The organism is Micromonospora parva, from assembly GCF_040649675.1.
Lineage (GTDB): Bacteria > Actinomycetota > Actinomycetes > Mycobacteriales > Micromonosporaceae > Micromonospora > Micromonospora parva.
On sequence record NZ_JBEZFX010000004.1, the window covers coordinates 527,317 to 546,028 of the forward strand.

At 72.0% G+C, this 18,712-nt stretch carries 13 protein-coding genes and 1 pseudogene; 6 read left to right on the forward strand and 8 right to left on the reverse strand.

The window, feature by feature from the left end; translation table 11 throughout:
• Positions 1-52 precede the first annotated feature (52 nt).
• Positions 53-592, reverse strand: a complete 540-nt coding sequence (locus AB0C03_RS13705; protein WP_357636807.1) for a hypothetical protein — start codon at positions 590-592, stop codon at positions 53-55.
• A 244-nt stretch (positions 593-836) separates the two neighbouring features.
• On the reverse strand, positions 837-1,769 hold the full coding sequence (locus AB0C03_RS13710; RefSeq protein WP_357636810.1) for an ABC transporter ATP-binding protein: 933 nt from the start codon (positions 1,767-1,769) through the stop codon (positions 837-839).
• Positions 1,770-1,964: 195 nt separating this feature from the next.
• Between AB0C03_RS13710 and AB0C03_RS13715 the strand changes: the two genes are divergently transcribed.
• Together AB0C03_RS13715 and AB0C03_RS13720 are read left to right on the forward strand one after the other, a co-directional pair.
• Complete coding sequence (locus tag AB0C03_RS13715; RefSeq protein ID WP_357636813.1) at positions 1,965-4,241, forward strand: TRAP transporter permease; 2,277 nt, start codon at positions 1,965-1,967, stop codon at positions 4,239-4,241.
• Complete coding sequence (locus tag AB0C03_RS13720; RefSeq protein WP_210865382.1) at positions 4,238-5,257, forward strand: TAXI family TRAP transporter solute-binding subunit; 1,020 nt, start codon at positions 4,238-4,240, stop codon at positions 5,255-5,257. Before AB0C03_RS13715 ends, AB0C03_RS13720 begins: the two co-directional genes overlap by 4 nt.
• 9 nt (positions 5,258-5,266) lie before the next feature.
• Here AB0C03_RS13720 and AB0C03_RS13725 read toward each other — a convergent pair whose 3' ends face one another.
• Both AB0C03_RS13725 and dnaG read right to left on the reverse strand, forming a co-directional pair.
• Entirely contained in the window at positions 5,267-5,803 is a 537-nt protein-coding gene (locus AB0C03_RS13725; RefSeq protein ID WP_030330422.1) for a hypothetical protein, read from the reverse strand.
• A pseudogene (gene dnaG, locus AB0C03_RS13730) lies at positions 5,804-7,706 on the reverse strand (DNA primase).
• A gap of 113 nt (positions 7,707-7,819) precedes the next feature.
• On the opposite strand from dnaG, the gene AB0C03_RS13735 reads away from it, so the two are divergent.
• Positions 7,820-9,025 (forward strand): low temperature requirement protein A, encoded by a 1,206-nt coding sequence (locus tag AB0C03_RS13735; protein WP_156057408.1) that lies wholly within the window; start codon positions 7,820-7,822, stop codon positions 9,023-9,025.
• A gap of 8 nt (positions 9,026-9,033) precedes the next feature.
• Here AB0C03_RS13735 and AB0C03_RS13740 read toward each other — a convergent pair whose 3' ends face one another.
• From AB0C03_RS13740 to AB0C03_RS13750, 3 genes are all read right to left on the reverse strand, one after another.
• On the reverse strand, positions 9,034-9,882 hold the full coding sequence (locus AB0C03_RS13740; RefSeq protein WP_030330425.1) for a siderophore-interacting protein: 849 nt from the start codon (positions 9,880-9,882) through the stop codon (positions 9,034-9,036).
• Between the two features lie 15 nt (positions 9,883-9,897).
• Positions 9,898-11,163, reverse strand: coding sequence for a deoxyguanosinetriphosphate triphosphohydrolase (locus tag AB0C03_RS13745; protein ID WP_210860063.1), 1,266 nt, complete (start codon positions 11,161-11,163; stop codon positions 9,898-9,900).
• Positions 11,164-11,323: 160 nt separating this feature from the next.
• Positions 11,324-11,677, reverse strand: coding sequence for a VOC family protein (locus tag AB0C03_RS13750; RefSeq protein ID WP_030330427.1), 354 nt, complete (start codon positions 11,675-11,677; stop codon positions 11,324-11,326).
• Between the two features lie 253 nt (positions 11,678-11,930).
• Between AB0C03_RS13750 and AB0C03_RS13755 the strand changes: the two genes are divergently transcribed.
• Positions 11,931-12,431 (forward strand): roadblock/LC7 domain-containing protein, encoded by a 501-nt coding sequence (locus AB0C03_RS13755; RefSeq protein ID WP_279518704.1) that lies wholly within the window; start codon positions 11,931-11,933, stop codon positions 12,429-12,431.
• 43 nt (positions 12,432-12,474) lie between these two features.
• Here the strand turns inward: AB0C03_RS13755 and ppdK are convergent, their stop codons facing one another.
• A complete protein-coding gene (gene ppdK / locus AB0C03_RS13760) occupies positions 12,475-15,183 on the reverse strand; it encodes a pyruvate, phosphate dikinase (RefSeq protein ID WP_357636821.1) in 2,709 nt (902 codons plus the stop codon).
• A 317-nt stretch (positions 15,184-15,500) separates the two neighbouring features.
• Here ppdK and AB0C03_RS13765 point away from each other — a divergent pair, with 317 nt between their 5' ends.
• Together AB0C03_RS13765 and AB0C03_RS13770 are read left to right on the forward strand one after the other, a co-directional pair.
• Positions 15,501-17,252 carry a beta-N-acetylhexosaminidase gene (locus AB0C03_RS13765; protein ID WP_030330430.1) on the forward strand — a complete coding sequence of 584 codons (1,752 nt, stop codon included), beginning with the start codon at positions 15,501-15,503 and terminating at the stop codon, positions 17,250-17,252.
• 865 nt (positions 17,253-18,117) lie between these two features.
• Positions 18,118-18,712: C39 family peptidase (locus AB0C03_RS13770; RefSeq protein ID WP_357636824.1), on the forward strand; the 595-nt coding region annotated here is incomplete at its 3' end.

The following is an 18,712-nucleotide window of genomic DNA, read 5'->3' on the forward strand; positions in this document are numbered from 1 at the left end:
GCTGCTGAGCTGCCAACGATCCGAACGGGTCGACCTCGACGGCCGCCACCGGTCAGGCCGGTCGGTACGCGCGGACCAGCGCCTGCACGGCGTAACCGAGCAGCAGCACTCCCGCGCCGACGCCGACCACCAGACCGGCGGAGACCGCCGAGGCGAGGGCGATGCCGAGCCCGGCCGCCGCCACCAGGCACAGCGCCCCACCGAGCGGGCGAAGCAGCGGGTCGCGCAGCAGCGGCGCGAGTGGGAAGAAGTGCAGACCGACCACCAGGCAGACCAGCACCGGAACGTACTCGGACCAGTCGGCGGCGACCAGCACGGCGGCACCCAGCCCGGCGGCGGCGAACTCGGCGACGACGATGAGCAGGTACGGGCGGTCAGCTGCCCGGTCCCGGGCGCTGCCGGCCCCCCGGAGTCGGGCGGACAACACGCCGCCCAGCACGGCGGTGAGCAACGCGGCGATGCTTCCCACCACGAGCAGGGCGCGCAGCGGTTGCTCCGCCGCCGGCACACTGAACCAGACCATCGCGAAGAAGCCGAGGTAGAGGGCGGTGAGCCCGGCCTGACGTCGGTTGGCGGTCACCAGATCGGACATGAAGCTCCTTCGGGATACGGCATACCGCCGGTCACCTTACGGCGGCCCACTCCCCGCCCGTTCCTTGATCGACTCGGGTTTCCGGAAATCGGGCTGTCGGGCCCGCCGCGTCACCCCGACTTTCAGAAAGCCGAGTGGGTCTTCGCGGGTCCGCGTCGGTACGCCGGAGATGTCGCGGCCGAGCTGGCAGCGATCAGGGGTGGGCGGTCAGTCGACCAGGGTGCGGCCGGTCAGCCGTGGGTGCTCAGTCGACCAGGGTGCGGCCGATCAGATGCAGGAAGACATCCTCCAGGCCGCTGCGCCGGACCAGCACGTTCGCCGGCTGGAGCCCCAACGCGGCGACCTCGGCGACCGCCGTGTCACCGTCGGGCACGTAGAGCAGGACCCGGTCGGGCAACACCTCGACCCGCTCCCCCAGCCCGTCGAGCTTGCCGGCGAAGGGCTCCTGCGACTCGGCGGCGAAGCGCAGCTCGACCACCTCGCGGGTCGAGTGCTGCTCGATCAACGCCCGGGGCGAGCCCTCCGCGACGATCCGCCCGCCGTCCATCACCACCAACCGGTCACAGAGCTGCTCGGCCTCGTCCATGTAGTGCGTGGTGAGCACCAGCGTGACGCCCTGCTGCTTGAGCCGGAACAGCCGCTCCCACACCAGGTGCCGGGCCTGCGGGTCGAGCCCGGTCGTCGGCTCGTCGAGCAGCACGATCTCCGGGTCGTTGACCAGCGCGCGGGCGATGGTCAGTCGACGTTTCATGCCACCGGACAGCGGCTCGACCTTGCTGTCGGCCCGCTCGGTGAGCTGGACGAAGTCGAGCAGCTCGGCGGCCCGCTCCCGAGCCGTCCGGCGGGAGATGCCGAAGTAGCGGGCGTAGACGGTCAGGTTTTCCCGGACGGTCAGCTCGGGGTCGAGATTGTCCAGTTGCGGGCACACCCCGAGGCGCGCGCGGATCGCCGGCCCGTCAGCCACCGGGTCCATGTCGAGGATGCGCAGCTCGCCACCGCTGGGCGGGGAGATGCAGCCGACCATCCGCATGGTGGACGACTTGCCCGCGCCGTTGGGCCCGAGGAAGCCGAACGCCTCACCCGAGCGGACCTCGACATCGATGCCGGCCACGGCGGTGAAATCGCCGAACCGCTTCACCAGCCCACGAGCCTGAATCAGTGGTCGCCCCGAAGTCACCGCCCGACACTAACCGCCGGGTCCGACAGACCTCCACGCACATACGTCCGCATTGGCCGGTAGCGCCGGTGCCGGTGCCGGCGGTGGGGAAACGCCGATCGATGCCCCACCCGTCAGCTGATCGACGTGTATCGTCCCCCTGTGTCGCCCATCAGCTCGCCCGATGGTTCGTCGTCACCTACCCGACCAGCCAACTTGCCCGCCGACAAGAGCGCGGCGCGCCCCGGCGGCAGGCCACCCCGACCACGACCGGGAGCCGGGCCGGCGGAACCCGCCGAATCCGACGGCACCAGCCCGGCGACCAGACCCGACCAGACCGAGCCCGACGCAGGCAAGCCAGGCCAGGCCAGGCCCGACCCGAGCAAACCCGACCAGGCCAGGCCCGACCAGGCCGACCCTGATCCGGGCAAGCCCGACCAGGCCGGGCCGGACGTCGCCGAGCAGGCGACTCGGGACCTGGCCGCCCAGTTCGAGGACGAGAAGCCGGGCCGGGTGCTCTCCGGGCCGACCGGGCTGCTTCTCACCATCGCGGCGCTGGCGGTCGGCGCGCTCGCCCTGTGGCAGGTGTTCCAGCCCCTGTCGCAGGGCAGCAAGTATTACCTGATCATCTTCCTGGCCGGCGTCCTTCCGCTGGTCTTCCTCGCCTACCCGGCCGACCTGCGATTGCCGGCCCGCCTCCGCATCCGGCGGCGACCCGCGTCGACGCGGCCCACAGTGACCGACTGGGTGCTCGTCGCCCTGGCCGTCGCGGCCTGCCTCTACCCCATCGTGCCGATCCGGATCGGCGACGGTGGCGGCGGCTACAACGCGTTCCTCGACCGACAGGGTCTGCTGTCGCCGACGGATCTGGTGCTGGGCACCGTCCTGCTGCTCCTGCTGCTCGAAGCCTGTCGACGGACCACCGGTTGGATCCTGCCCGCCATCTGCCTGGTGTTCCTCGGCTACGGCTACTACGGCGGGTTGCTGCCGCAGTCCTGGCCGGTCGCGCACGCCGGGCTGGACTTCAGTCAACTGGTCGACGCGTTCTACAACTCCGACAGCGGCTTCTACGGCACACCACTCGACGTGGCCGCCTCGTACATCGTGCTGTTCACCATCTACGGCGCGGTGCTGGACCTGTCCGGGGCCGGGCGGTTCTTCGTCGACCTGTCGGCCGCGGCGTTCCGGCGCTCGCGTACCGCCGCCGGCCGGACCGCTGTCGCCTCCGGCTTCCTGCTCGGCACCGTCTCCGGCTCCGGGGCGGCGACGACGGTGAGCATCGGCGCGGTCACCTGGCCGCTGCTGCGCCGCGCCGGCTACCCACCGGAGCGGGCCGGCGGCATGCTGGCCGCGGCCGGTGTGGGCGCCATCCTCTCCCCGCCGACCCTGGGCGCGGCGGCGTTCATCATCGCCGAGTACCTGGGCGTCTCGTACCTTCAGGTGCTGGGCTGGGCAACAGTGCCGACGGTGCTCTACTACCTCGGCATCCTGCTCGCCGTGGAGATCGACGCCCGCCGCTCCGGCGTACGCCCGGTGGTGGTCGACGTCGGCTCGCCCTGGCGTCTGCTGGGCCGGTTCGGCTACCACTTCGCCTCGCTGATCGCCATCATCGTGTTCCTCGCGATGGGAATGTCCGCGACGAGGGCGGTCGTGTTCGCCACCGTTCTGGCCGTCGCGCTCTCCTTCCTGGACCGCACGCACCGGCTCACCCCGGGCAGGCTGGTGACAGCGCTCGTCACCGGCGTACGCGGCGTCCTCGCCGTCACCGCCGTCTGCGCCGCCGCCGGCATCATCACGGCGACCACCACGAAGACCGGCCTGGGGCCGCAGGCGGCGGCGCTGCTGATCGGCGGGGCGAAGGCGGCCACGTCGGATCCGACGCTGGTGCTGGTGCTCACCGCGCTGCTCGCCGCCCTCGCGCTCAGCCTGCTGGGCCTGGCCGTGCCGGTCACCGCGTCGTTCGTGATCGGTTGGGTGATCGTCGGCCCGGCGCTGCTCGACCTGGGCGTCACCGCGCCGGCTGCGGCGATGTTCGTCTTCTACTTCGCGGTGCTGTCCGAGGTGTCCCCACCGACCGCGCTCGCCGCGGTGGCCGCCGCCGCGGTCACCGGCGGCCGGCTGGTGCCCACCATGTGGCAGACCCTGCGGTACGCGTTGCCGGCGTACCTGACCCCGATCGCCTTCGTCATCACGCCGGCCGGGCTCGGTCTGCTCGGCATCGGTGGCGTCGGGCGCATCGCCTTCGCCGCCGTGGTCACCGCGCTCAGCGTGGCCGTGCTCGCCGTCGCCGCCGGTGGTTGGCTGCCCGGCGTGGGGCCGGTCGGCGCCCCGGAACGGCTGCTGGGCGTCCTCGCCGGCGTCACACTGCTCTGGCTCGAACCCGTTCCGGTCACCGTCGGCGCGACGCTGGCCGCCGTCGCGGCAGCGGGTGTGTTCCTGCGACACCGGTCCGCCGACCGACAACCGTCCGATCCTGTGGAGGAACAACTGTGAGACGAATCGACGTACGGCTCGCCGCGAGCCTGAGCGTGCTCGCCCTCGTCGCGGTCGGCGCCGCGGGGTGCGGAGGTCAGCAGGGCGGTGCGGCCACTGACGACGCGGCCAGTGAGGTCACCTGCGAGGTGACCAAGGAGACCCGCGTCGGCATCGCCACCGGCAACGCGACAGGCGTCTACTACGTGGTCGGCAACGCCCTGGCCGGGCAGTTGTCCGGGGCGACCGGTGGCAAGCTCACCGGCACCGCCGCCGAGACCGGCGCGTCGGTGCAGAACGTCGAGCAGCTCGTCGGCGGCCAGTACGACGTGGCGTTCTCGCTGTTCGACACGGCGGTCAACGCGGTCGAGGGCAAGGGCAGCTTCTCCGCGCCGCAGCCGGTGCAGGCGCTGGCCCGCATCTACGACAACTACACGCAGGTGGTGGTCCGCAACGACTCCGGGATCACCTCGGTGGCCGACATGCGGGGCAAGCGGATCTCCACCGGCTCGCCGAAGTCCGGCACCGAGGTGATCGCCAACCGGCTGTTGGAGGCCGCCGGCCTCGACCCGGCGAAGGACGTCCGAGCGCAGCGACTGGACCTGACCAAGACTGTCGAGGGAATCAAGGACGGCAGCGTCGACGGCTTCTTCTGGTCCGGCGGTCTGCCCACCGGAGGGCTCACCGACCTGTTCACCACGGCCGGCGACTCGGTGAAGTTCGTCGACCTCTCGCCGTTGCTGCCGAAGATGGCCGCGCTGAGCCCCGGCTACCAGGAAGGCACGATCGGGCGGGACGCGTACGGCACGGCCACCGACACCCCGACCATCGTCGTACCCAACGTGCTGTTGGTCCGCAAGGACCTGGACGCCAACGTCGCCTGCGCGATCACCCGGACGGTGTTCGACAAGCGCGACGCGCTGGCCCAGGCCAACCCGGCGGCCAAGGGGATCTCGCTGGAGAGGGCCCGCAGGACCCTGCCGGTGCCGCTGCACCGCGGCGCGGAGAAGGCGCTGAAGGACCTCGGCGCGAGCTGACCCGGCCGCTCAGACGTCGGCCGGCGCGGTGGCGGCGCGGGCCACGGCGACCAGCCGGTCGGTCTCGGCGAAAAGGGCCTCGTCGTCCGCCGCAGTGCCGGGGTCGAGTCGGACCGTCCAGGTCAGACCGTCGACCCCGGCCACGCGCCGGGCCGCGACCCGCGCCGCGCCGCCGGGCACCGGCTGGTGCTCGGTGTACGCGACCGAGCGGGTCACCCGGGCCCGCACCTGGTGCGGCAGCTCTCCCGGGTCGAGCAGCAGGTACGTCTCCGCCGGACCGTCGACGACCACCGTGTAGCCGTCCCGCTCGGCGACGGGCTCGGCGGGTGTGACGGTCAGCTCCCGGCCGGACCAGACCGCCTTGAGGATGGTGTGCCAGCCGAGCCGCTGCCCCCGACCGGGCAGCCACAACCCGAGGTTGGTGGCGACCACCACCCCGTCGCCCTCGCCGTTGCCGGCGGCCGCCCAGGCCAGCACCCGCTCGTCGGAGGTCAGCGGCGGCCGGTCGGCCGGCGGCAGCTTCGGCTTACGGCTGAACAGTCCCATCTAGAGGCCTCCCGCAGCCTGCTCGCGCAGCGCCCGGGCGTGCTGCTCCAGGGACAGCAGCTCACCGAAGGCGGCGAAGTACTCGTCCTTGTTGTTGACCGGGTTGATCCGTTGGATGCGTGACTTGAGGTCCCGGATCCGGCCGGTCACCGACCCGAACTGCACCCGGGCCATGGTGATCGACACGTAGCGCGGGTCCGGTTCGCCGTCGATCCGCAGCGGTTCGACGGCCAACTCACCGACCAGCGCCGCTGCCGCCAGGTCGTCGCAGGCGTCGCGGACCGACTCGATCCAGACCGCGCCGCCGGTCGCCGACGCGGCACCACCGGCCGCGGCGATGGCCGTACGCACCGCGACGTGCACCGGGTGGCGGTATTCGGTGGCCTCCACCGCGTCGAACATCGGCCCGGCCAGGACCGGCTGCTGGAGGGCGAGTTTGAGCGACTCCCGCTCGACCATCGACTGTGGGCTGTCCACTGCCGGCTCGGGGCGGGCCGAGGTGGGCCGGCCGGCGGGGGCGGCGTCGCGGGTGCCGGGCGACGCGGTGTTGCCGGCGGCGAGCACCGCCCGCTGCACCGGCTCGATCTCCATGCCGAGGTCCATGGCGAGCTTGCGCACGTACTCCGGGCGCTTCTCCCGGTCCTTGAGGCGGGCCACCAGCGGCGCGGCGTGCCGCATCGCCTCGACCCGGCCGTCCACGGTGTCCAGGTCGAAGCGACCGATCACGTGGCGCAGCGCGAAGTCGACGAGCGGTTCGCGGCGGGCGACCAGGTCCCGCACCGCCAGGTCGCCCTTGGCCAGCCGCAGATCGCACGGGTCCATGTTGTCCGGGCTGACCGCGATGAAGGTGCGCCCGACGAAACGCTGATCGTCCTCGAAGGCGCGCAGCGCGGCCTTCTGCCCGGCGGCGTCGCCGTCGAAGGTGAAGATGATCTCGCCGGCCACCTCGTCGCTGTCGAACAGGAGCCGCCGCAGCACCGAGATGTGGTCCGCGGCGAACGCGGTGCCGCAGGTCGCCACCGCCGTGGTCACCCCGGCCAGGTGACAGGCCATCACGTCGGTGTAACCCTCGACGATCACCGCCCGCCCCTGCTTGGCGATCTCCCGTTTGGCCTGGTCGATGCCGTAGAGCACGTGCGACTTCTTGTAGATCGGCGTCTCGGGGGTGTTCAGGTACTTCGGGCCGTCGTCGTCGTCGAAGAGCTTGCGCGCCCCGAAGCCGATCACGTCACCGGCGAGGTCGCGGATCGGCCAGAGCAGCCGGCGGCGGAACCGGTCGATCAGGGTGCCGGAGCGGGCCTCCCGGGACAACCCGGCGGTGACCAGCTCCTGGTGGGTGAAGCCCTGCTGGCGCAGGTGCTTGGTGAGCAGGTCCCACCCGTCCGGCGCGAACCCACAGCCGTAGCGCTCGGCGGCGGCCCGGTCGAAGCCCCGTCGGGCCAGGAACTCCCGGGCCGGCCGGGCCCCGGCGGTGCCGAGCTGCGCCCGGTAGAACTCGACGGCGGCGGCGTGCGCGGCGACCAGACGCTGCCGCTGACCCTGCTGCGGGCGGGGCCGCGGGGTGCCCTTGTCGTCCTCGACGTAGCGCAGTTGGATGCCGGCGCGGCCGGCCAGCCGCTCGACGGACTCCACGAAGCTGAGGTGGTCCGCGTCCATCAGGAACTTGATCGCGTCCCCGCCGGCCCCGCAGCCGAAGCAGTACCAGACGTTGCGGGCCGGAGACACGTTGAACGACGGACTCTTCTCGTCGTGGAACGGGCACAGGCCCTTGAGGTTGCCGCCGCCGGCGGACTTCAGGGTGACCGTCTCGGAGATCACATCCCCGATCGAGGTGCGTTCCCGGACCAGTGCGATGTCCTCGTCCCGGATCCGCCCAGCCATTCGCCACCCCCTCCCCGTACATCCTGCCCTGCCGGACCGACGACACGCCGGCCGGGGGACGCCGGTGTGGCGGCGGCCGCTGCCGGCTGGGCGGTTCCGACCCGCGAGCCGGGTCCGCGCGGGGACCATGACCAGATGCGCCGGGTACGGACCCAAGCCCTCCGCCTGCCGAGATGGCTGGCCGGTCTGGTCGGGCTACCCGACCAGACCCCGGGTGCGGACGAGGCCGGGCATCGGCACGCCACCTGGTTGGAACTCTTCCTCGACCTCATCTTCGTGTACGCGCTGGCGGCGGTGGTGGCCCGGCTGGGCGACGAACCGAGCCCGTCGCCGAGGGCGGTGCTGGCCGTGATCGGGCTCTTCGTGGTGGTCCAGTGGGCCTGGATGGGGCAGGTCTACTACGACACCCGCTTCGACCCGGACGACGCGCTGCACCGGGTGCTGGTGCTCGTCGCGTTGGTCGGCGCGGGCGCGATGACCCTCGGCGTCGACGAGGTGCCGGAGAGCGTGCTCCTGCCGGTCGGGTACCTGATCGTGCGGGGCGTGCTGCTCCTGCTGTACCTGCGCGCCCGTCCCACCAGCCCGATGGCCCGGATGGTCACGACGGTCTATCTGATCGGTTTCGGGTCGGGCTGGACGCTCTGGCTGGTGTCGCTGGCCGCGCCCATCGAGCTGCGCCCGGTGCTGTGGATCGTCGCGATGGTGATCGAGCTGGCCACCCCCTGGGTCGGGGTGCGCTGGCTCAACCGCTGGCCGGTGGACAACCGGCACCTGCCGGAACGGATCGGCCAGTTCACCATCATCGTGCTGGGTAGCGCGCTGGCCAGCCTGCTCTTCGCCGTGCCGGACCACCCCCCGCCACACATGATCCTCACCGCCGCGTTGGCCTTTCTGATCCCGGCGGCGGTCTGGTGGGTCTACACCACCTTCGTCACCACCCGCCTGACCCAGCGCCGACTGCGCGGCGGGCAGGCGTACAGCTACCTGCACATTCCGCTCGGCGGTGCGCTGCTGCTGCTCGGCTGGGCGCTCGGGCAGGTCGTCCGGCTGGTCGACGACAACGCCAACCGACTGCCGCTGGAGCTGCGGCTGCTGCTGGGTGCCGCGATGGTGATCTGGACGGTCTGCGGGCTCGCCCTGTACTGGCTGTGGACCCGACCGAGCGCCGCCCGGTTGGCGATCGCCGCCTACGGGGTGGTCTCGGTCGGCGTGATCACCACGACGGTGCACCAGCCGAGGCTGATGCTGTCGCTGCTCTCCCTGGCGGTCGTCGGGTACGCCGTACTGCTCAGCCGGCGCCTCGCCCGCGCCGGTCAGGAGCTGAACACGCCCGAGGGATGACCGGCGCGTCAGGCCGCCGCGGCCGGCGCCGGGACCGCTGCCTCCTCGGCCGCCACCTGCTGGTTCCAGGCGGCCTTGGTGGAGCGCCAGCCCTCGTCGTCCATACCGCGCCGCCAGTAGCCGGAAATGGAGAGCCGGTCCAGGGGTACGCCCCGCTCGCCGCGCAGCAGCCGGCGCAGCTCCCGGACGAAGGCCGCCTCGCCGTGCACGAACGCGTGCACCTGGCCGGCCGGGAACTCCAACGCCCGCACCGCCGCGACCAGCGCCTCGCCCACCGGGCGTGCGCCGCGATGCAGCCAGGTCAGCTCGACCGCCCCCGGGCTGAGCAGCTTCTGCTCCTCCGCCGGGTCGGAGATCTCCACGAAGACATGGGCCCGCGCGCCCAGCGGCAGGCGCTCGCACGCGGCGGCGATCGCCGGCAGGGCGCTCTCGTCACCGACCAGCAGATGCCAGTCCGCGTCCGGGTCCGGGGCGTACGCGCCGCCCGGCCCGAGGAAGTGCACCGGGTCGCCGGGGCGCAGCGCGGCGGCCCACGGGCCGGCCAACCCCTCGTCGCCGTGGTAGACCACGTCCACGGTCAGCTCCCCGGCCAGCGGATCCCAGCGCCGCACCGTGTACGCGCGCAGCCGGGGCCACTGCTCCCGGGGCATGTCCCGGCGGATCGCGGCGAGGTCGAACGGCTGCGGGTACGCCACCCCCGGCTGCGGGAACACCACCTTGATGTAGTGGTCGGTGAACTCGCCCACCGGCAGGCCGACCAGTTCGTCCCCACCGAGGACGAGCCGGATCAGGTGCGGGGTGGGCCGCTCGGTGCGCAGCACCCGGGCCGAGGTGACGTTCCTGGGGCGTTCCGTCATGTCAGTTAGGTTAGCCTAAGTTCGCTGGTGGCCGGTCGGGGGTGCACCAGTACCGACCAGGCGGGTGTGCCAGGTCACCGCCGCCGGGTCGGTGAGCGACGCCACCTGGTCGATCACCACCCGCAGTCGGGCCGCGTCGTCCGGGGCGGCCCGCCACAGCGGGGCGAAGATCGGGTCGAGCCCTTCCGGGGCGTGCCGGACCAACGCGGCGACCAGTTCGGCCAGCATCGTCCGCTGCCGCTCATAGCGGCCCCGGAAGCCACGGCGACGCATCACGTACCGCAGCGCGATGCCCTTGAGCAGCGCGCACTGCGCCCGGACCAGTCGGGGCACCACCAGGTCGGCACCGTAACGGCGGTGCGGGCCCGGACCGAAGCGCTCCTCGGTGGCAGCCACCGCCGCGGACACGAACAGCCCGGTCACCCCGCTGGTGGTCGCCTTCAACGCCACCTGCGCCCGGTGGCTGCCGTCGTACCCGGCGAGCGGAGCGAGCAACGGGCCAGCCAGCAGATCGACAAGGACCTCGGCCAGGTCCGACGCGGACTCCCCGGAATAGGCGGCGGCCACGTCCGCGCAGAGCGCCGCCCGCTCGTCGGCGTCGGTCAACAGCGGACGCAACGTGACGTATCCACCGTGGATGCCGTCCTCCACGTCGTGCACCGAGTACGCCACATCGTCGGCCCAGTCCATCACCTGGGCCTCCAGGCAGCGCCGCTCACCCGGCGCACCGGCCCGGATCCAGTCGAAGACGGCGGCGTCGTCCGCGTACACCCCGAACTTGCGCTCGCCCGGCCGGCGCGGCCAGGGGTACTTGCCGATCGCGTCGAGCGACGCCCGGGTCAGGTTCAGCCCCGCGGACGAGCCGTCCGGGGCGAGCACCTTCGCCTCCAGGCGGGTCAACACCCGCAGGGTCTGCGCGTTGCCCTCGAACCCGCCGCACGGCGTGGCGAGCAGGTCCAGCGCCGCCTCGCCGTTGTGCCCGAACGGCGGGTGCCCGAGATCGTGCGCCAACCCCGCCACGTCCACCACATCCGGGTCGCAGCCCAACCGGGCACCCATCTCCCGCGCGATCTGGGCCACCTCCAGCGAGTGCGTCAGCCGCGTACGCAGGAAGTCGTCAGTGCCGGCGGTGTGCACCTGGGTCTTGGTGGCCAGCCGGCGAAACGCCGCCGAGTGCAGCACCCGGGCCCGGTCGCGCTCGTACGGCGACCGGCGGTGCCCAGTGTCCTTGGGCGGCTCCTCGACCAACCGCGCGTCCGCCGCGTCACCCCTTCCGCGCATCAATTCGCTGCAGTTCGCGACTGCGGGGCTCGCAAGACCGGCTCACTCCTCGCGCTCACGGGGTTTCCGCAACTCGCGACTGCGGGGCTCGCAAGACCGGCTCACTCCTCGCGCTCACGGGGTTTCCGCAACTCGCGACTGCGGGGCTCGCAAGACCGGCTCACTCCTCGCGCTCACGGAGCACGCAGAACTCGTTGCCCTCCGGGTCGGCCAGCACCGTCCACTCGACGTCGCCCTGACCGATGTCGACGTGCCGGGCGCCCATGTCGACCAGCCGCTCGACCTCGGCTTCCTGGTCGGCGGGGCGCAGGTCGAGGTGCAGGCGGTTCTTGCGCTCCTTGCCCTCGGCGACCGGCACGAAGACCAGGCCGGGCAGGCGGTCGGCGGACTGGCGGATCTCCACCTCGTCGGGCTTCTCGGTGACCACCTGATAGCCGAGCGCCTCGGCCCACCAGCGGGCCAGCCGGGCGGGATCGCGGGCGTCGACAGTCAGGCTCTCCCAGACACTGGTCATGCAGTCACCTCTTCCCGTTCGACGCGGCGCCCAATCGGCCGTGTGCGAGGGAGCCAAGATTACGCCCGCCACCACCGCGCGAAGCACCCGCGACGCATCGACGGAAGGCACACAACCACCGATTGGCCCCCAGTTGCCAACCGATCGCCGAGGGTTACGGGCTCGCGGTCGGAAGTGGCTACCGGTAGCGTTCCCAGCGCGGAACGTGACCAGGCGACTGACACGCAGAGCCAACCGATGAGGGGTGACGCTCGTGGACGCAGACACGGTGATGGGTTCGGAGCTACGCGGGCTACGCCACCGCCGCCCCGACATCGCCGGGGCGGTGCTCGCCGGCACCGACGGGCTGCTCATCTCCAGCGACCTGCCCCGCACCGACGCCACCCATCTGGCCGCGCTCGCCGCCGCGAGTTTCGGGCTCGGTCACCGGGTGGCCGACACCGTCGGGCACTGTGAGTTCCGGGAGTCGGTGGTCTGCACCACCACCGGTTGCGTGGTGACCTACCCGGCCGGGCGCAGCGCCCTGCTGACAGTCGTCACCGGGTCGACCGTCGGGGACCTGGAGGCGTTGCACGAGGAGGCGCGGGCGGTGGCCCGTCGGGCGGGATCGTTCCTGGACGTCCGTGGCACGGGCATCGGCGCCACCTCCGTGCCGGACGCGCACGCCCCGCTGGCCACGCGTACCCCGATGGCGACCCTGCCGGCGCAGTTGCGCCGCTCGTCCCGACCCACCTGGCGTCGCCCGCCGATCTGAGCGTCGACGGCGGCCCGGACGTCCGGGCCGCCGTCGACGTGCGTCAGCGGCTGTCCGACCCGCCGCTCTCCACGACCGCCCGACCGGCCTCCAGCCGCGCCACCGGCACCCGGAACGGTGAGCAGGACACGTAGTCCAGGCCGACCTCGTGGAAGAAGTGCACCGAGTCGGGGTCACCGCCGTGCTCACCGCAGATGCCGAGCTTCAGGCCGGGCCGGGCGGCGCGCCCCTCCTCGGCGGCGATCCGCACCAGCCGGCCGACGCCGTCGCGGTCGATCGACTCGAACGGCGAGATGCCGAAGATGCCCAGCTCCAGGTAGCGCCAGAAGAACGCGCCCTCGACGTCGTCGCGGGAGAAACCCCAGCCCATCTGGGTCAGGTCGTTGGTGCCGAAGGAGAAGAACTCGGCGGCCTCGGCGATCTGCCCGGCGGTCAGCGCCGCCCGGGGCACCTCGATCATGGTGCCGATCAGCACCTCGACCCCGCTGTCCCCGACCACCTCCGCGATGATCTTCTCGGCCTCGGCGCGGACCGTCTCCAGCTCCTGCACGGCCCCGACCAGCGGCACCATGATCTCCGGCTTGGCGACCCGACCCTGGCGGGCGCAGGTGACGGCCGCCTCGGCGATGGCCCGCACCTGCATCGCGAACAGGCCGGGGATGACCAGGCCGAGGCGGACGCCGCGCAGCCCGAGCATCGGGTTCTCCTCGTGCATCCGCCGGACGGCGGCAAGCAGCGCCTCCTCCTTGGCGACGTCCTCGCCGCGTTCCTGGGCGACCGCCACGTTGACCGCGAGCTGCTCCAACGGCGGCAGGAACTCGTGCAGCGGCGGGTCGATGAGCCGGACGGTGACCGGCAGACCGTCCATCTCGCGGAAGATCTCCTCGAAGTCGGCCCGCTGCAACGGCAGCAACGCGGCCAGGGCCGCCTCCCGCTCATCTGCGCCGCGCGCCAGGATCAGCCGCTCGACCAGCTCCCGCCGGTCACCGAGGAACATGTGCTCGGTGCGGCACAACCCGATGCCCTCCGCACCGAAGCGCCGGGCCCGGGCCGCGTCCGCGCCGGTGTCGGCGTTCGTGCGGACCGCGAGCCGCCGCTTGCCGTCGGCGTGCGTCATGATCCGGTGTACGGCCCGGACAAGCGCGTTGTCGATGTGCTCGGGGTCGAGGCTGCCCTCGAAGTACTGCACCACCTCGGAGGGCATGACCGGCACCTCACCGAGGTAGACCTTGCCGGTGGTGCCGTCGATGGACACCACGTCGCCCTCGTTGACGGTCTGCCCGGCCACCGTGAACCGCTTCGCCGGGACGTTCACGTCGATCTCGTCGGCACCGGAGACGCAGGTCTTGCCCATCCCCCGGGCCACCACCGCGGCGTGGCTGGTCTTGCCGCCGCGCGAGGTGAGGATTCCCTTGGCGGCGATCATGCCGTTCAGGTCGTCCGGGTTGGTCTCCCGGCGGACCAGGATCACCGACTTGCCCTCGGCGGCCATCTCGACGGCCCGCGCGGAGGTGAAGACCACGGTGCCGGACGCCGCGCCGGGCGAGGCGCCGATGCCCTTGGCGACCGGCTGGAAGTCGTGGTCGAGCTGGAAGCGGGGGAACATCAGCTGGGCCAGCTGCGCCCCGTTGACCCGGTGCAACGCCTCGTCCAGGTCGATCAGGCCCTCGTCGACGAGCTGCCCCGCGATGACGAACGCGGCGGCGGCGGTGCGCTTGCCGACCCGGGTCTGCAACATCCACAGCTTGCCGCGCTCGATGGTGAACTCGATGTCGCAGAGGTCCTTGTAGTGCTCCTCCAGCCGGGCCATGATGCCGAGCAGCTCGTCGTAGGAGGACTTGTCGAGCTGCTCCAACTCCTGCAACGGCACGGTGTTGCGGATGCCGGCGACCACGTCCTCACCCTGGGCGTTGGCCAGGTAGTCGCCGTAGATGCCCTGCGCGCCGCTGGCCGGGTCACGGGTGAACGCGACGCCGGTGCCGGAGTCCGGCCCGAGGTTGCCGAAGACCATGCTGACCACGTTGACAGCGGTGCCGAGGTCGGCCGGGATCCGCTCCTGGCGGCGGTAGAGCACCGCGCGCTCGGCGTTCCACGACTCGAAGACCGCCCGGATGGCCAGGTCGAGCTGCTCGCGTGGCTGCTGCGGGAACTCCCGCCCGGTGTGCTTCACAAAGATCTTCTTGTACGCGTCGACCAGCCCGCGCAGGTCGTCGGCGTCCAGATCCAGGTCGTTGTGGGTGCCCTTGGCGTGTTTGACGTCGTCGAGCGCGTGCTCGAACTCCTCGCCCGGCACCTCGCACACGGTCTTGCCGAACATCTGGATGAGACGGCGGTAGGAGTCCCAGGCGAACCTGTCGTTCTGTCCGGCCTGGGCGGAGAGTCCCACCACGCTCTGGTCGTTGAGGCCGACGTTGAGGACGGTCTCCATCATGCCGGGCATGGAGAACTTGGCACCGGAGCGGACGGACACCAGCAGAGGGTCCTGCGGGTCGCCGAGGCGCTTGCCCATCGCGCGCTCCAGCGCTTCCAGGTGCGCCTCGATCTGACCGGCGAGCCCGTCCGGCTCCCGGCCCGTCGCCAGGTACGCCTGGCACGCCTCGGTGGTGATGGTGAATCCGGGCGGGACGGGCAGACCCAGGTTGGTCATCTCGGCGAGGTTCGCCCCCTTGCCGCCGAGCAGGTCCTTGAGGTCCTTGTTGCCTTCGGAGAAGTCGTAGACGTACTTGTGATCGACGGTCTCTTGCGCTGCCACCAGAGCCTCCACAACACACGCGCCGGGATTGACACTTAACGAAGGTTCAGTTTCTTCTTCCCCGGGACGGACCGCCGGTAATCCCGGGGTCAACGTCGGTCGGTGGGCGAAGGTTAAGCGACCATCGAGTGACCTGGGACCGTTCGGTGACAATTGGCACAGCCATCACGACTATCCGTGTTCGTACCGGTTTTTGGGAACGCTTCCATGCGCACCATCACGCATCCCGGCCGAGCGTCGTACGCTTGACGCCACGCCAGCCGGTGAACCTCACTTTTGCCATAACGGACGCGAATACACCCCCCGGAGTCGCCGCCGTGTCGACCATCCCCTCCTCCGCCCCCAGCGCCGTCCCCGCCACCGACGCGGTGCCGCTGCCGACGCGGGAACCTGACGCGGCCACGCTGGCCCAGGCCGACGCGGCCACACTGGCCCAGGCCGACGCGGCCACACTGGCCCAGGCCGACGCGGCCACACTGGCCCAAGCCGCCGAGCGGGCGGCGGGCGACCTGCTCGCCCCGCCGGCCCGACACCGGCTGGCCGACGTCGTCCCCGCCCCGCAGCAGGTCCAGCCGGACCCGACCGGGGACTGGGTGCTGCCGGCCGAAGCGGTCATCGTGGCCACCGCCGACCCCGCCGCGCTGGCGGTCGCCGAGCAACTCGCCCACCTCCTGCGTCCGGCCACCGGCTACCCGCTGCCGGTCACCGACGCCACCACGCCGGAGCCCGCGGGTGGCATCGCGCTGGTGCTGGACGACACCGTCGACCTCGGCGCGGAGGGTTACCGGCTCGACATCACCACCGACGGGGTACGCGTCACCGCCAGCACCGCCGCCGGCCTCTTCTACGGCGTACAGACGCTGCGCCAACTGCTACCGGCGGCGATCGAGAGCCGCGACCCGGTCACCGAACGGTGGGCGCTGCCCGGCGGGACGATCACCGACGCACCCCGGTTCCCCTACCGGGGCGCGATGCTCGACGTCGCACGACACTTCTTCGCCGTCGAGGACGTGCTGCGGGTGGTCGACCACCTGGCCCGCTACAAGCTCAACCATCTCCACCTGCACCTCACCGACGACCAGGGGTGGCGCATCGCCGTCGACTCCTGGCCGAAGCTGACCACCCTCGGCGGGACCACCGAGGTCGGCGGCGGCCCCGGCGGGCACTACACGAAGGCCGACTACACGCGGATCGTCACCTACGCGGCCGACCGCCACATCACCGTCGTCCCGGAGATCGACCTGCCGGGGCACACCAACGCGGCGCTGGTCGCGTACCCCGAGCTGGCACCCGACAAGATCGCGCCGCCGCCGTACACCGGCACCGAGGTCGGTTTCAGCTACGTCGACCCTGCCGACGAGCGGACGTACGACTTCGTCGCCGACGTCCTGGGCGAGCTGGCCGCGCTCACCCCCGGCCCCTGGTTGCACGTCGGCGGCGACGAGGCGTTCAAGGTCAAGGGCGAGGTCTACACCGGTTTCGTCGAGCGGGTCCAGCGCATCGTGGCCGGCCTCGGCAAGACCGTCGTCGGCTGGCACCAGCTCGCACCGGCCGCCCACCTCGACGGGCGGGTCCTGCAGTGGTGGGGCACGAACGGCGAAGACCCCACCACCGCCGAGGCCGTACGTCGTGGCGCTCAGCTGATCATCTCCCCCGGCAACCACGCTTACCTGGACATGAAGTACGCCCCGGACACCCCGATCGGGCACGACTGGGCCGGACTCATCGACGTGCGAAAGGCGTACGACTGGGATCCCGGCACGCACGTTGCCGACGTACCCACCGAGGCGGTACTCGGGGTGGAGGCCCCGCTCTGGACCGAATCGGTCACCTCGCTGGCCGACATCGAACTCCTGCTGCTGCCCCGGCTCCCCGCCATCGCCGAGCTGGGCTGGTCGCCCCGGGCGACCCACGACTGGAACGGCTTCCGCGACCGCCTGGCGGGCCACGGCCCACGCTGGGAGACCGCCGGCATCACCTTCCACCGCGCGCCCGAAATCCCCTGGTCCACCACACCGGCCATCCCGACACAGCGCAACGTCCCCCAAACGGACACCACCAAGCCCTGACCTCCGCCCCGACCCAGTCCGCCCCGGCGCGGCCCTCTAGGCGCGGCCGCCAAGGCGCGGTCGACCCAGGCACGGCCCGTCGGGGGCACGGCCCGGCCCGGCCCGGCCCGGCCCGGTCGACCCAGGCGCGGTCCGCCCGGGCAACACGGCCCGCCCAGGCACGCCCCCAGGCACGGTCCACCCAAGCACGGCCTGCCCGGGCACGGCCCGCCCAAGCACGGTCCCCAGCCACGGGCCGCCCAGGCACGCCCACACGACCCGCCCTGCCCGGATCGTCCTGCCCGGACCGCCCCGGCCCGGACCGGCCCGGTCCGCCCCCAGGCGGCACGAACGGCGCAGACGGGCGTGATCCACTCGGGTTTCATGAAGTCGGGGCATCCTGGGCTCCGGGACAGCGCGGTTTTCAGGAACCCGAGTCGATCACGCCGCCTCGGCCGTCGTGTCGGGTTGGACCGATGGTCAGGGTGTCCGGTTTGGGGGCGAGTGTCGGGTGGTCGGGGCCACCCCGACGGCGGAATCGCCGACTGGGCCGGGTCGTTATACCTGGCAGACCACCGCACCCCCGCCAGCCGGTGGAGCAGCCGCCGGGAACACCCGCCAGGCCGCCCCGGTTACACCCCCCGCACGGCCAAGCACCACCGGCCAGCCCCGGGCACGCCGAACCAGCCAGCCCCCGAGCACCACAACAGGGCCGGCGGGCCGGCGGAATGACCCGCCACCGCCAACCGTTACACCCTGTCCCGACGCCGACCCCAGCGGGTCGCCGGGCACCCCGCGAACGTCCCCGCACGGCCACACCCCCGCACGGGCACACCCCCGGTTGAGTGCCTGTGCTATCTCCCCCGATGCAGAGGAGCACGCCATCATGCGTACCGATCTGATCCGTAAGACCGCCCTGACCGCCGCCGGCCTCGCCTTCACCGGCGGCGCCATCGCCGGCCCCGTCACCACCGCTTTCGCCGCCCCGAACACCAGCAAGCCGGCGTCGCAGACCCAGACCGACCGCCAGCCCGCCGGTGAGCGTCAGCTGGGTGTGCGCTACGAGGCCCAGCCGAACTTCTACTACTGCGGCCCCGCCGCCGCCCGTAACGCCCTGTCCGTACAGGGCAAGGACATCAGCGTGGACGCCATGGCCAAGGAGATGGGCACCACCGAGGCCGGCACCAACTCCATCAACGACATCACCCCCGTGCTGAACAAGGAAACCGGTAAGAACGACGCCTACCGCTCGGTGGAGATCAGCACGCCCGCCGCGGATGACAAGCAGACCGACCAGCTACGCGCCGACATCGTCCGCACCGTCGACGACGGCCGGGCCGTAGTCGCCAACATCGCCGGCACCACCACCGACACCGACGGTGGTATCCACTCCTTCGAGGGCGGGCACTACATCAGCGTCGTCGGCTACCGCGACAACGGCAACACCGTCAAGATCGCCGACTCCGCCAACCCGAACACCG